General features: G+C 67.7%; 12 protein-coding genes and 1 tRNA gene. 7 read left to right on the top strand and 6 right to left on the bottom strand.

Annotated features, from left to right (window positions below; all coding sequences use genetic code 11):
- Window positions 1-3: 3 nt before the first annotated feature.
- The 7 genes from ACIOVG_RS16530 to ACIOVG_RS16500 all read left to right on the top strand — a co-directional run bounded on the left by ACIOVG_RS16530 (window position 4) and on the right by ACIOVG_RS16500 (window position 8,302).
- Complete coding sequence (locus ACIOVG_RS16530; RefSeq protein WP_400875838.1) at window positions 4-921, top strand: DMT family transporter; 918 nt, start codon at window positions 4-6, stop codon at window positions 919-921.
- Between the two features lie 201 nt (window positions 922-1,122).
- Complete coding sequence (locus ACIOVG_RS16525) at window positions 1,123-2,403, top strand: aspartate kinase (protein ID WP_400875835.1); 1,281 nt, start codon at window positions 1,123-1,125, stop codon at window positions 2,401-2,403.
- A gap of 242 nt (window positions 2,404-2,645) precedes the next feature.
- On the top strand, window positions 2,646-3,716 hold the full coding sequence (locus tag ACIOVG_RS16520) for an aspartate-semialdehyde dehydrogenase (protein ID WP_400875833.1): 1,071 nt from the start codon (window positions 2,646-2,648) through the stop codon (window positions 3,714-3,716).
- A gap of 219 nt (window positions 3,717-3,935) precedes the next feature.
- Entirely contained in the window at window positions 3,936-5,363 is a 1,428-nt protein-coding gene (mqo, locus tag ACIOVG_RS16515) for a malate dehydrogenase (quinone) (protein ID WP_400876432.1), read from the top strand.
- A gap of 6 nt (window positions 5,364-5,369) precedes the next feature.
- Window positions 5,370-6,023, top strand: coding sequence for a thymidine kinase (locus ACIOVG_RS16510; protein ID WP_400875830.1), 654 nt, complete (start codon window positions 5,370-5,372; stop codon window positions 6,021-6,023).
- Between the two features lie 227 nt (window positions 6,024-6,250).
- A complete protein-coding gene (locus ACIOVG_RS16505; protein WP_400875827.1) occupies window positions 6,251-6,973 on the top strand; it encodes a FadR/GntR family transcriptional regulator in 723 nt (240 codons plus the stop codon).
- A gap of 69 nt (window positions 6,974-7,042) precedes the next feature.
- Window positions 7,043-8,302: an alpha-hydroxy-acid oxidizing protein gene (locus tag ACIOVG_RS16500; protein WP_400875825.1), complete on the top strand. Its 1,260-nt coding sequence runs from the start codon at window positions 7,043-7,045 to the stop codon at window positions 8,300-8,302.
- A 39-nt stretch (window positions 8,303-8,341) separates the two neighbouring features.
- Here ACIOVG_RS16500 and ACIOVG_RS16495 read toward each other — a convergent pair whose 3' ends face one another.
- The 6 genes from ACIOVG_RS16495 to ACIOVG_RS16470 all read right to left on the bottom strand — a co-directional run bounded on the left by ACIOVG_RS16495 (window position 8,342) and on the right by ACIOVG_RS16470 (window position 14,161).
- Complete coding sequence (locus tag ACIOVG_RS16495; RefSeq protein WP_400875822.1) at window positions 8,342-9,184, bottom strand: DUF1295 domain-containing protein; 843 nt, start codon at window positions 9,182-9,184, stop codon at window positions 8,342-8,344.
- Between the two features lie 38 nt (window positions 9,185-9,222).
- A complete protein-coding gene (locus tag ACIOVG_RS16490) occupies window positions 9,223-9,978 on the bottom strand; it encodes an HAD-IIB family hydrolase (RefSeq protein WP_400875820.1) in 756 nt (251 codons plus the stop codon).
- Window positions 9,975-10,463: a VanZ family protein gene (locus ACIOVG_RS16485; protein ID WP_400875817.1), complete on the bottom strand. Its 489-nt coding sequence runs from the start codon at window positions 10,461-10,463 to the stop codon at window positions 9,975-9,977. The genes ACIOVG_RS16490 and ACIOVG_RS16485 overlap by 4 nt, the downstream gene beginning before the upstream one ends.
- A gap of 68 nt (window positions 10,464-10,531) precedes the next feature.
- Window positions 10,532-10,608: transfer RNA gene (locus ACIOVG_RS16480), tRNA-Pro, on the bottom strand.
- Between the two features lie 56 nt (window positions 10,609-10,664).
- On the bottom strand, window positions 10,665-11,606 hold the full coding sequence (locus ACIOVG_RS16475; RefSeq protein ID WP_400875815.1) for a metallophosphoesterase: 942 nt from the start codon (window positions 11,604-11,606) through the stop codon (window positions 10,665-10,667).
- The gene (locus ACIOVG_RS16470) at window positions 11,600-14,161 is read right to left on the bottom strand and encodes a transglycosylase domain-containing protein (protein WP_400875813.1); all 2,562 of its coding nucleotides are present in this window, start codon (window positions 14,159-14,161) and stop codon (window positions 11,600-11,602) included. The genes ACIOVG_RS16475 and ACIOVG_RS16470 overlap by 7 nt, the downstream gene beginning before the upstream one ends.
- Between the last annotated feature and the right edge of the window lie 68 nt (window positions 14,162-14,229).

Raw genomic sequence — 14,229 nt, 5'->3', positions numbered from 1 at the left:
TCGGTGAACGTCCAGCGAGGGTTCTCCCGCCGCGGGTGGCTGCTGTTCGGCGCCATGGCGCTGTTGTGGGGTGTGCCCTACCTGTTCATCAGCATCGCGGTCGAGTCGATCTCGCCCGCGGCGATCGTGGCCGGCCGCACCCTCATCGCTGCCGTGCTGCTGCTGCCGTTCGCGATCCGCAGCGGTGCGCTCCGCGCTGCATGGAAGCACTGGCCGTGGGTGCTCGCGTTCGGCGCCGTCGAGATGGCGGGTCCGTTCCTGCTGCTCGGACATGCCGAGATGACGCTCCCCTCGGGCATGACCGGGCTGCTCGTCGCGACCGTCCCGCTCTTCGCCGCACTGATCGCGCTCGGCGGGGGAGACCGCGGGGTGCTGAGACCGTCGCGCGCGATCGGGTTGATCGTCGGCTTCGTGGGCGTGGCGATCGTGGTGGCCGGCCCCGGACTCTTCGGCGGTGAGGTGAGCCTGCTCGCGGCGGCTGAGGTGCTGCTCGTCGCGATCCTCTACGCGACGGCGCCGTTCATCGTCGCCCGCAAGCTCGGTGATGTGCCCTCCCTCGGTACGATCACCCTCTCGCTGCTGATGATCGGTGTGTTCTACCTGCCCATCGGCGCGTTGACGCAGCACGAGGTTCCGACGCTGCCGTCGATCTTCGCGCTGCTGGCGCTCGCTGTCATCTGCACCGCGGTGGCCTTCCTGGCGTTCTTCGCACTCATCCGCGAGGTCGGACCGGTGCGTGCTCCGCTGTTCACCTACGTCAACCCGGTCGTGGCGATCCTGCTCGGAGCACTCGTGCTGGCCGAGCCGCTGACGCCCGGTCTGGTCGTCGGCTTCCCGCTCATCATCGTCGGCTGCTGGTTCGCCGCCACCGGAGGACGACTGCGGCCCGTCTCTCCCCAGGCGCTCCCGCCCTCTCTCTGAAGCCTTCGCACATCGCCGAAGCTCCCGAGCGCACGGCTTGTCGCCGAGTGCACGGCTTGTTCACGCTCTTATCCCGTGCACTCGACGAGAACTCGTGCACTCAGTGCCACGCCCCGGGAGTGCGTCACATGCGCACCGAGGCATATGGGCCGATCGTAGAATGATCGTGGGCGGATCCGCCCGACATCCCAGGGAGTGATCGTGGCCCTCATCGTGCAGAAGTACGGCGGCTCTTCCGTCGCAAACGCAGAGAGCATCAAACGCGTCGCGAAGCGCATCGTCGACACGCGCCGTGCCGGCCATGACGTCGTCGTCGCCGTCAGCGCGATGGGCGATACGACGGATGAGTTGCTCGACCTCGCCAACGAGGTCGCTCCCATCCCCGCGCCGCGCGAGCTCGACATGCTCCTCTCCAGCGGTGAGCGCATCTCGATGGCGCTGCTGGCGATGGCCATCCACTCGATGGGCTTCGAGGCGCGCTCGTTCACCGGCAGCCAGGCAGGCATGATCACGGACTCGCAGCACGGTGCCGCGCGCATCGTCGATGTGACGCCGGTGCGGCTCCGCGAGGCCCTCGACGAGGGCGCGATCGTCATCGTCGCCGGATTCCAGGGCTTCAATCGCGACACCCGCGACATCACCACGCTCGGCCGCGGCGGCTCCGACACGACCGCCGTCGCTCTCGCCGCAGCGCTCGACGCCGACGTGTGCGAGATCTACAGCGACGTCGACGGCATCTTCACAGCCGACCCCCGGGTCATCCCGCGGGCGCAGAAGCTCGACCACATCTCCAGCGAGGAGATGCTCGAGCTCGCCGCCAACGGCGCGAAGGTGCTCTACATCCGCGCCGTCGAGTATGCACGCCGTCACGGCGTCCTCATCCACGCCCGGTCGACGTTCTCGTCGTCCGAGGGTACGTACGTTCTGGGCGAGGGCATGAAGAACCCCCGCGAAGCCGAGGGAGCAGACATGGAAGAACCGATCGTCGCGGGCGTCGCCACCGACTTCAGCCAGGCCAAGATCACCGTCGCCGGTGTGCCCGACGTTCCCGGCAAGGCGGCGGAGATCTTCAAGATCGTCGCCAAGTCCGGCGCCAACGTCGACATGATCGTGCAGAACGTGTCGGCCACCGGCCGCACCGACATCTCCTTCACGGTGCCGAAGGCGGATGCCGCCGCCGCACTGAAGGCGCTCGCGGGCGAGCAGACCGAGGTCGGCTTCCAGAACCTGGTGCACGACGACCAGATCGGCAAGCTCTCGGTGGTGGGCGCGGGAATGCGCACGCATTCGGGTGTCTCGGCCGTGCTGTTCGAGGCGCTGTCCGCCGGCGGCATCAACATCGAGATGATCTCGACCTCCGAGATCCGCATCTCGGTGGTGCTGCGCGGCGACGACCTCGCCGAGGCCGCCCGCACGGTGCACACCGCCTACGGTCTCGACGGCGAATCCGACGCCACGGTCCACGCCGGCACCGGACGCTGACCGCATCCTCCACCTCGGATGTAGGCGAAAGCGGCGGGGGAGGAGCTTCCCCGCGGAATCGACCTACGCCGGCGAATACCCCTACCCCAGTGACGGCCCCACCGCCCGCCAGCACGGCATCCGCCCGCCCCGGGTCGCGGTAGACTCGCCGGAACCCTGACATCGGCGCCAGGCGCAGCATCCGCATCCCGACGCCGCGCCTTCCGCCTCGTACGCAGCACTGCACGACGCCAAGGAACATCATGACCCGCATCTCCGACTCAGGACTCTCCGTCGCCATCGTGGGCGCCACCGGCCAGGTGGGCACCGTGATGCGCGAGATTCTCGCCGAGAGGGCGTTCCCGATCCGGGAGCTGCGGCTCTTCTCGTCGTCGCGCTCCGCAGGTACCGCGATCGAGTTCGGCGGAGCGACGGTCATCGTCGAAGACGTCGAGACGGCGGATGCCGCGGGCATCGACATCGCCCTCTTCTCGGCCGGCGCCACCGCGAGCCGGGCCTACGCGCCCCGCTTCGCCGAGGCCGGCGCGGTCGTCGTCGACAACTCCAGCGCCTGGCGCAACGACCCTGACGTTCCGCTCGTGGTCAGCGAGGTCAACCCGCACGCGATCGACGACCGTCCCAAGGGCATCATCGCGAACCCGAACTGCACCACCATGGCCGCGATGCCGGTGCTCAAGGTACTGGACGCCGAAGCCGGACTCGAGCGCCTGATCGTCTCGACCTACCAGGCCGTCTCCGGCTCCGGCCTCGCCGGTGCCCAGGAGCTGCTGGGACAGGTCGAGGGCGTCCTCGCCCAGGGCGACACGCTGCGCCTGGTGCACGACGGCTCGGCCGTCGACTTCCCGCAGCCGGAGAAGTACATCGCGCCCATCGCATTCGACGTGATCCCGTTCGCGGGCAACCTCGTCGATGACGGGCAGAACGAGACCGACGAGGAGAAGAAGCTCCGCAACGAGAGCCGCAAGATCCTTGAGCTGCCCGCGCTCCGCGTGGCCGGCACCTGCGTGCGCGTCCCGGTCTTCACCGGGCACTCGCTGTCGATCAACGTGGAGTTCGCTCGCGACATCACGCCAGAGCGGGCGCGCGAGGTGCTCTCCGTCGCTCCCGGCGTGGTCGTCGAAGAGGTCCCCACTCCGCTGTACGCCGCGGGCAAGGACCCGAGCTATGTCGGTCGCATCCGCGCAGACCAGTCCGCCCCCGAGGGCAAGGGTCTGGTGCTGTTCATCAGCAACGACAACCTGCGCAAGGGTGCGGCGTTGAACGCCGTGCAGATCGCCGAGGTCCTCGCGGAGCGCCTGAGCGTCTCCGCCTGATCTGTGAACGGCCGCACCTTCTGCGGCCGTTCTCACGTTCTGCGGCCGTGATCGGGCGATCGGGCCGCAGAAGTGGCATCGGGCCGCAGAAGTGTGCGCGGCACGCGGCGATTCGGATGCGCATCACGAAACCCGCGGATGGTTCGGGGCACTGTGCCTCCGAACTAGACTGGTGTGGTGACCGAAACCGTCGATGTCGTCCTGATCGGTGGTGGCATCATGAGCGCCACCCTGGGTACTCTGCTGCATGAATTGCAGCCGGAGTGGAAGATCGTCGCCTTCGAGCGACTCTCCGAGGTGGCTCAGGAGAGCTCCAACCCCTGGAACAACGCGGGCACGGGCCATGCCGCACTGTGTGAGCTGAACTACATGCCGCAGGGCGACGGTCCGCTCGACCCCGCCAAGGCCGTGTCGATCAACGAGCAGTTCCAGCAGAGCCGTCAGTTCTGGTCGTCTCTCGTCGACCGGGGCGTGCTCGACGCGCCCTCGACGTTCATCAACGCGACGCCGCACATGACGTTCGTGCGCGGCGAGAAGGATGTCGCGTACCTCAAGGCCCGCTACGAGGTGCTCAAGAAGCAGCCGCTGTTCGCCGGCATCGAGTACAGCGAGGACTCCCGCGTCATCAACAAGTGGGCACCGCTCCTCATGCAGCAGCGTCGCAAGGGTGAGCCCTTCGCCGCGACGCGCGTGCCGGCTGGTACCGATGTCGACTTCGGTGCGCTCACGCATCAGCTCTTCGACCACCTCACTGCATCGGGTGTCACGCTGCGCACGAACCACGAGGTGCGCAGTCTGAAGAAGCAGAAGGACGGCACCTGGCTCGTCAAGTACCGCAACCGTATCGGCCACACGCCCAACGAGATCAAGGCGCGCTTCGTCTTCGTCGGCGCCGGCGGCTGGGCTCTCAAGCTGCTGCAGAACTCCGGAATCCCCGAGATCAAGGGCTACGGCGTCTTCCCGATCGGTGGTCAGTTCCTCAAGACCACCAACCCGCAGATCGTCGCCCAGCACAAGGCGAAGGTCTACTCGCAGGCCTCCGTCGGCGCACCGCCCATGTCGGTGCCGCACCTCGATACGCGTGTGGTCGACGGCGAGGCCTCGCTCATGTTCGGTCCGTTCGCGACGTTCAGCCCGAAGTTCCTGAAGAACGGTTCGATGCTCGACATCGTCTCCCAGGTCCGCGCACACAACCTGCTGCCGATGCTGCAGGTGGCTGTGAAGAACCCCGACCTGATCACGTATCTGATCGGCGAGCTGCTGAAGAACCACGCGAAGAAGGTCGACAGCCTGCGCACCTTCATGCCGACGGCGAAGGATGAGGACTGGACGCTCATCGACGCCGGTCAGCGTGCGCAGGTGATGAAGAAGGATCCCCAGAAGGGGGGAGTGCTGCAGTTCGGCACCGAGGTCGTCTCCTCGTCCGACGGATCGATCGCCGGCCTCCTCGGCGCTTCGCCCGGGGCGTCCACGGCGGTCCCGATCATGCTGAGCCTGCTCAAGTCCTGCTTCCCGGAGGAGTTCCCGGGCTGGGAGCCGGAGCTGCGGGCGCTGATCCCCACGTTCGGCGAGCAGCTGAACACGGACGCCGCGCGCGCGGAGGAGTCGACGGTGGCCACCGCCGCGACCCTCGGCATCAACGTCTGAGAGACCGTGGCCAAGCTCTACTTCCGCTACGGAGCGATGAACTCGGGCAAGTCCACCGCATTGCTCCAGGCCGCCTACAACTACGAGGAGCGCGGTCAGCACGTTCTGCTCGCGAAGCCGGCGATCGACACCAAGGGCGCTGGCGAGATCGCGAGCCGCCTCGGTGTGACTCGCGCTGTGGACTTCCTGATCGCGCCGGATGACGACGCCCGCAGCCTGTTCGCGCGCAATCGCGAGCGGGCGGGACGCGCTGTGGAGGAAGAGCTCCTGCCCAGCGGTCCCGTCGACGTGGCCTGTCTGCTCGTGGACGAGGCGCAGTTCCTCACCCCCGAGCAGGTCGACGACCTGTTCCGGATCGCGGTCGAGGACGGCATCCCGGTGATGGCCTACGGCATCCGCAACGACTTCCGCACCCACGCCTTCCCCGGGTCCGCCCGTCTGCTCGCGATCGCGCACTCCCTGGAGGAGCTCAAGACCATCTGCCGCTGCGGACGCAAGGCGGTCTTCAACGGGCGCGTGATCGGCGGGAGGTTCGTCTTCGACGGCGATCAGGTCGCGATCGACGAGGGTGCCGACGGCTCCTCGGCTCCGGAGCTCACCACGTACGAGTCGCTCTGCGGCTCCTGCTATCTCGAGGAGTCCGGCGGACGCCTGGGCTGAACCCCTGCCCGCGGCCCCGGCCCTCTCCGGCAGCTCATACGGCTGGCCGGTGTCGTCGCGCGCACGTGCACAACTCAGGAAGACGTTCGGCCGCACACGGCGGAGCGACGCGCACGCGCCGTTTTCCTCATGTTCTTCCTGAGCTGCGTCCGCGGTGGAGCGACGCTCGTCCCGTTTGCGTGGTCTGACCACACGCGATACTCTGTGGTCTGACCACAGGAGGACGGATGTCGGAGCAACCAGCGCGCGCATGGCGACTCGTTCTCGAGCGCATCGAGAGCGACCTCCTCGACGGCCGTCTCGGTCCCGGTGACCGCCTCGCCTCGGAGCGCGATCTCGCCACCGAGCTCGGCGTCGGCCGCTCGAGTGTCCGTGAGGCCTTCCGTGTGCTCGAGGTCATGGGACTGATCCGCACCGCGACCGGCTCAGGACCGCAGGCCGGGGCGATCGTGATCGCGACGCCCACCGGGGGCATGTCGGCGCTCCTGCGACTGCAGGTGGCCGCACAGGGCTTCCCGCTGCACGATGTGGTCGAGACCCGACTGGTGCTGGAGGATGCCGTGGTCGCCGCACTCGCCGCCGCCGACGGTCGCGACACGACGCGGGCGCACCAGTTGCTGTCGGCGATGGACGAGACCGACCTGACGCCGGGGGAGTTCCTCGCGCTCGACGCGCAACTGCATCTCTCGCTCGCGGAGTCGAGCGGAAACGCGGTGATCGCGGCGATGATGGCGGGGCTGCGCTCCTCGATCGAGTCATACGTGCAGGAAGGGGCGGCCTCGATCCCCGACTGGGTCGCAATGGCCTCTCGTCTGCGTGCCGAGCATCACGCGCTCGTCGCTGCCATCGATGCGGGCGAGGCCGACACCGCGCGCGCCCTCGTGCACAGTCACATCACCGGCTACTACGAGAACGCCCTCGGCTCGCGACTGCTGCCGCCATCACCCTGATCCACCCGAACGCCCCCGAGTCCGTCTCGGGGGGACCCGCTACCGAGAACCACGACTGAGAGGAACACCATGGTCCAGCGCCAGGTTCCCAATCCTGCAGAACTCCTCGAGCTGATGAAGTTCAAGAAGCCGGAGCTGAACGGACGCACGCGCCGTCTGGACGGTGCACTCACGATCGACGACCTCCGCACGATCGCGAAGCGCCGCACACCCAAGGCCGCGTTCGACTACACGGATGGCGCGGCCGAGGGCGAGCTCTCGCTGACGCGCGCCCGCCAGGCGTTCCAGGACGTCGAGTTCCACCCCGGCATCCTCCGCCCGGCCCCGGATGTCGACACCCGCGTCGACATCCTCGGCGGTCCCTCGGCACTGCCGTTCGGCATCGCGCCCACCGGCTTCACGCGGCTGATGCAGACCGAGGGCGAGGTCGCGGGTGCCGGAGCCGCTGCCGCCGCCGGCATCCCGTTCACGCTCTCCACCCTCGGCACCACCTCGATCGAGGGCGTCAAGGCGGCCAACCCCACCGGGAGGAACTGGTTCCAGCTGTACGTCATGCGCGACCGTGAGATCTCGTACGAGCTCACGCGTCGTGCCGCGGCCGCCGGATTCGACACGCTGCAGTTCACGGTCGACACCCCGGTCGCCGGCGCCCGTCTGCGCGACAAGCGCAACGGCTTCAGCATCCCGCCGCAGCTGACGCTGGGGACGATCATCAACGCGATCCCGCGCCCGTGGTGGTGGTTCGACTTCCTCACCACGCCGAAGCTCGAGTTCGCCTCACTCAGCACCACCGGCGGCACGGTCGGCGAGCTGCTGGATGCGGCGATGGACCCGACCATCAGCTACGACGACCTCGCCGTGATCCGCGACATCTGGCCAGGGAAGCTCATCATCAAGGGCGTGCAGAACGTCGAGGACTCCGTCCGACTGCGCGACGCCGGTGTCGACGGCATCGTGCTGTCGAACCACGGCGGGCGTCAGCTGGATCGTGCGCCGATCCCCTTCCACCTGCTGCCCGAGGTGCGACAGGCCGTCGGAGACGACTTCACGGTGATGATCGACACCGGCATCATGAACGGTGCCGACATCGTGGCGGCCGTCGCGCTCGGAGCCGACTTCACGCTCATCGGCCGCGCGTACCTCTACGGTCTGATGGCGGGCGGACGACAGGGCGTGGATCGCACCATCGCGATCCTGCGCACCGAGATCGAGCGCACCATGCGACTGCTCGGCGTGGCATCGCTCGCCGAGCTCGAGCCCTCGCACGTGACGCAGCTCACGCGTCTGGTGCCGGTCTCGCGTGCCGCGACCGAGGTGAACGCCCGCTGATCCCCTCGCGCGCCGCCTGTGCGGCCGCTTCGACCGGTCTCAGGACTGGGGAGCGGCCGCGCGGGTGCGTGGAGGCCATGGGATGAGCATCGACGTGGTGCGCCGGTAGTCGGCATAGGCGGGGTACTTCGACGCCGTGATCGACTCGGTGAAGATCGTCGAACCGATGAACAGCCCGGTCAACAGCACCGCGCCCACGATGCTCGGGTTCAGAGCCCCACCGATCACCCCGCTGCCCGTCGACACGGCCGCGGTCGCCCCGATCGCGTAGAAGGCCCACCACTGCGCCTGTTCGAAGAAGAAGTTGGGGTGGCGGCTGACGCGGAACAGACCGGCGGTCGCGAAACCGGGGGAGAGCGTCCCGCCGGCGCGCTTCTTGCGCTGATGGAAGTTCCACTGCTGCTGGTCGGCGACGGTCTCTCCCGTGAGGAACGCCAGGAACGCGAGCGCGAACACGACATCCCACGCGGTCAGGCCGGACGGATGCTGCGCGGCGACGGCGGCGGGGAGCGTGATCAGCACGAGCAGCGTCATCTGGTAGCCGATGATGAAGAGCACGTTGAAGATCTGGAACTGCCACGGGCGCATGCGACCCCGCAGGATGGCCCAGCGGTAGTCCTCCACGCCGGAGTAGCCTCCCTTGCGCGCGAAATTGAACGTCAGGCGCGCGCCCCAGGCGGTGGCGAGGAGGCCCATCAGCACCACCCGGGCCGAGCCGTCCCCGTTCGCGAATGCTCCACCGACGAAGATCCACACGTAGACCACCGGGACGATCGACCACGCACGGTCCACCCATGACGTGTCGCGGGTGATCAGCGACAGCACCCAGCATCCGAGACTGGCGACCGCGGCGACGATGATGACGATCAGCAGGGCATCCATGACGCCATGCTAGGGCCCGTAGGCGGTGGGGCGGCGACTCAGAGCGTCTTCAGCAGCGCGTCGAGCTTGTCGGCGGTGTCTTCCCAGCCCTCGACGGCGACGGAGGGCACCCCCATCGCGAGAACCGGGTAGTCGTTGCCGCCCTCGTCCAACCGGTCGCCGTAGAACAGCATCGAGGTCAGCGGGATCCCGGTGCGTTCGGCGAGCTCACGCATGCCGAACGCCTTGTCGATCCCCTCCTGGGTGATGTCGATCGAGGTCGACCCGCCGGAGCGGACCTCGAGGCCGGGCAGGCGGGCGGCGACGGCGTCTCGCAGGGAGGCGCGCTTGGCGCCGCTGGGGTCCCAGTCGTGCTTCGCATCGCGGGGTGCGCGCTGTCCGAGCGCGGAGAAGGTGATCTGCGAGCCGCGGTCCTCGAGGATCTCGCCCCAGGGCTCGGATTCCCACAGGCCCAGGCGCTCCGCCTCTTCGCGCAACGCGGTCAGCGCGGCCGCCTTCTGCTCGTCGCTGAGGTCGTGGGCGTACACCGGCGCGAACTCGACGCCGTCGTGGCGGAGGTAGCGGGTGCCGCAGGTGGGCAGCAGGTGCAGTCGTGCGAGATCGGCGGCATCGGCGTCACCCAGCTGGGCGATCACCTGGGTGCGGAACTGCGTCTCGTTGCCGCCGGAGATGATGGCGACCTCGACGGAGCGCAGCAGCGCGCGCAACAGGCTCGCGATCCGCGGATCGATCGCGCCCTTCGAGGGAGCGAGAGTGTCATCGAGGTCGAAGGCGACGAGAGCAGGCGTGGTCATGATGCTTCCAGCGTAGGAGACGGATGCTGTGCGGCACCCTGTGATGACGGTCGTGGTGCGAACACCAGAGCGCAGACGAAGGCGAGAAGCACCCCGACGGTCGCGCCAGCCGAGTTCGCGACGAGATCGCTCAGGGTCGCGGTGCGGTGAGGGAGGGCCACACGCTGGGCCACCTCGATCACGCCGGAGATCGCCGGTCCCACGAGCAGCGCGAGCGGCCAGATCCGACGGGGCATGAAGAGGAAGGCGAAGACGCCGACGGGGACGAACACGAGCACGTTCGCGATGATCTCGAGGCTGGTGAAGTCGAGCGACGCCCAGCCGAGTCGGTGCGCACCCTCGAGCACCAGGTCGAGAAGGTTGGGCATCGATCGTTCGATGCGCGCCGGGGTCAGGGTCAGGATCGCCAGGCCGACGAAGAACGGGATGCCGAGGGCCAGAGCCCAGACGCGTACGCGCCGACGGGAGGAGAGCAACGGGCCCATGCTTTCCCTTTCGTCGGCCGTCCCGGTACAGAGAAGGCCGCCCCTGTGGGGCGGCCTTCCGGTGTTACTGGTCGGGGTGACAGGATTTGAACCTGCGACCTCTTCGTCCCGAACGAAGCGCGCTACCAAGCTGCGCCACACCCCGTTTGCAACCCTCCGAGTCTACAGGGAAATGTCCCTGGCGCCGAATCGAGGCCAGGATCAGGGGCGGGCGGTCAGCGTCAGGAGCGTCGCCTCGGGGCGGCACGCGAAGCGCACGGGGGCGTAGATGGAGTGTCCGCATCCCGCGCTGACGTTCAACGGGACGGTGCGCCCATCGTGCGACCAGGTGCTCAGTCCTTTGGCCTGCTTCAACGGGATGTCGCAGTTCGCAACGATCGCGCCGAAACCGGGGATGCAGACCTGGCCGCCATGCGTGTGCCCGCCGAAGATCGCGTCCGCACCCAGATCCGTGAACGCGTTGAGCACGCGCTGGTACGGCGCGTGGGTGACGCCGAGGACGGAGGTGCCCGCCTCTCGGGGGCCGAGCTCGGCGAGTGCGTGGGGAAGGACCTCGAGCTCGTCCCAGTTGCGGTGCGCATCGCTCACGCCGAACAGGTCGATCGTCTGGCCGGCGACGGAGAGGCGACCGGCGGCGTTGTTGAGGTCTGTCCAGCCCAGCTCGGCGGTGAAGAAGTCATCCATGGCATCCGTGTCCAGAAAGCTGGGCGACCGGTGACGACGCGAGGGGCCGGAGAAGTATCGCAGCGGGTTGCGCGGGGCAGGTCCGTTGATGTCGTTCGAACCGTGGACGAACACCCCGGGGATTCCGGCGAATGGCTCGAACGCGCGGCGGACCCCGATGAGACCATCCGTATGCCCGAGGTTGTCGCCGGTGTTCACGATCAGGTCGGGCTCGAGTTGCGCGAGCGACGCCAGCCAGTCCTGCTTGCGGTGCTGCCAGGGCGCCATATGCGCGTCCGAGATGTGCAGCACCCGGAGCGGTGATGATCCGGGCGCGAGGGCGGGCGCGGTCACCTCACGCACCGTGAACAGGTAGCGTTCGATGCCGATGCCCCAGACGGCCGCGGCGACGCCCGCGGCCCCCACCGCGCCGAGCGCGATGAGGGCCGGATGAGCGGGCGACCTGGTCGACGTCAGCACGACACCGAGATCTTGGTGGACTTGTTCGCTGCCGACCCTCCGGCCGGCTCCGTCGCCTTCACCTTCGCGTCAGGAGCGGCGCAGGATCCGCCGAAGTCGACGGACGTGAAGCCCGCCCCCAGCAGCTGCTTCTGGGCGTCCGACGGTTCCTTCCCGGCGACATCGGGCACCGTCGTCCCTTGGCCGTTGCTGGGCGTGATCGTGACGGTGCCGCCGCCTGCCGTCTGGCCGGACGGATCCTGCGCCACGACGATGTTGGTCGCCTTGTCGCTATCTGCCGGTGCTCCGACCGAGACGGAGAAACCTGCGGCCTGCAGCTCCGCGGTCGCCTCATCGATCGTCTTTCCCACGACGTCCGGAACGTTCGTGAGCACTCGACGGGTCAGGTTGTTGTCGGGCTGCGGGAAGGCGGTTCCGCCATAGGCCGCGTTCGCGGCGGCCTGAGCCGCCTTCGCGAGCGGATAGCGCATCTCGTTGAGCCGGTAGCCGTTGGCCCACACGTTGAAGATGTTCGAGTGCCCCTTCGAGCGGCCCGCCCAGACGGCCGTGGCGACCTCGGTGCTCGATTCGATCATCATGGTCGACCACCGGTCGTGGGTACCCGTCTTTCCGATGACGGGAACTCCGTCATACGGGTTCGCCGTGCGCCCGGTGCCGCCGTTCATGACGCCCTGCAGCGCATAGGCCGCAGTGGCGGCGACCTCTGGCGAGATGACGCCGGGGGTGCAGCTCGTCTTGGGCAGCTGACGCTCCGTACCGTCGGGGCCGACGACGCGATCGATCGCGCGCGGGGTGCAGTAGGTGCCGCCGCTGGCGACGGTCGCGTAGGCGTTCGCCATCGCGATCGGCGAGATGTTCTTCGGGCCGAGCACGTCGTACGGCACGTTCTCGTCCGTCGTCTTGGTTCCGTCAGCGAGAGTCACGCCCATGCGGTCGGCGACCTTGTTGATCTCGCAGATGTCGAGCTTGGAGGCCATCGCGAAGTACCCGCTGTTGAGCGAGTTCCTCGTGAAGTTCATCACCGAGTCGGTGGATCCCTGGCCGCCGCCGAAGTTTCCGATCTCCTTGGTGTTGGCGACCATCGTGCCGCCGCCGCAGGCTGCTGCGGTGAACTTCATGTTCGTCTGAACCCGGCCGTTGAGCACCTCGTTGACCGAGTGCCCCTTCTCGAGCCAGTCGATGAGGGTGAAGAGCTTGTAGGTGGAGCCCACCTGGAACCCGCCGGAATCGCCGTTCTTCATGTCTCCGGCGAACACCAGAGACGTCTGTCCGAGGTCCTCGGTGGGTGTCTCCGTGAAGTTCGTGTTCTGGGTGATCGAGAGGATGCGCCCCGTGCCGACCTCGATCGAGACACCGGCGGCTCCGAAGTTGTCATTGTCGAAGTTCGACGGGACGATCTCGACCATGGCCTGCGCGGCGGGCTGCTGGATGCGCAGATCCAGCGACGTGTAGATCTTCAGTCCGCCGCGGCGGAGCAGGTCGCGACGTTCCTGGGGCGTCGTTCCGAAGGCCTCGTCGTTCTCGACGATCGACTTCGCGTACTGGCAGAAGTAGGCGCTGTGACCGGCTGCCGCGCACCCCTGTGTCGGCTGCTGGATCAGGGGTTCGATGGGTGAGGCATCGGCCTCGTCGTACTGCGCCTGGGTGATCTTGCCGTTCGCGAGCATACGGCCCAGCACGTAGTGTCGACGGTCCTTGGTGTCGGCATAGCCGTCCTCGGCGCTGTTGTGCGCGACGCCGGCCTTGTCCGTGTAGGTGCCACCGACCTTGTCGATGCGGTACGTGTTCGGGTTCTGCACGATCCCCGCGAGGGTCGCAGCCTGGGCGACCGTGAGTTTCGAGGCGGAGGTGGTGAAGTAGTAACGCGCTGCGGCCTCGATGCCATAGACGGTGCCGCCGAAGTTCGCGATGTTGAGGTAGCCGAGAAGGATGTCGTTCTTCGAGTAGTCCTTCTCGATCTGGATCGCGTAACGCATCTCCTGGAGCTTGCGCTCGATGCCGTCGGTGCCCTTCGCCTGGGTGGCATTCTCCCAGCACGCCTGGAGGTCTTCGGAGTAGGTCTCGGAGCTCGTGTCGACGTCCTGCTCGCATTCCTGGATCAGCACGTTCTTGACGAACTGCTGGCTGATCGTCGACGCGCCGCGGGACGAGGTGCCCTTGAGGTTGTCGATCACGGCGCTCACCGTGGCGCCGAGGTTCACACCACCGTGGCTGTAGAAGTTCTTGTCCTCGCTGGAGAGGATCGCGTCGTACAGCACCGGCGCGATCTGCTCGTAGGTCACGGGGACGCGGTTCTGCTCATAGAACGAGGCCAGCACGACCTCGTTGCCGTCGGGCCCTGTCGCGTAGATCGTCGACTGCTCCATCGGCGTGATCGGGTTCAGCTTCTCCGGGAGCTTCTCGAACAACGTCAGCGCCTGGGTTCCGGCGACGCCCGTCATCGCGAGGACGGGCGTGACGCTGGCGGTGACGAGGAGACCGGCGACGGCGCTCAGACCGACGACCCCGAGGAGGCCGCCGAGCACGCCGTTCACCGTGCGATTCTTTTGAGGCATACGCTGATCGTAGGGGAGTTCCCTGAATACCGGCTTTGACGAGCGCACGCCCGATTCGGTGCGGTGAC

This window comes from Microbacterium sp. NPDC087591 (assembly GCF_044743625.1).
Lineage (GTDB): Bacteria > Actinomycetota > Actinomycetes > Actinomycetales > Microbacteriaceae > Microbacterium.
Note: the sequence above shows the minus strand (reverse complement) of the source record. Positions and strands in the feature narration are given on the sequence as shown.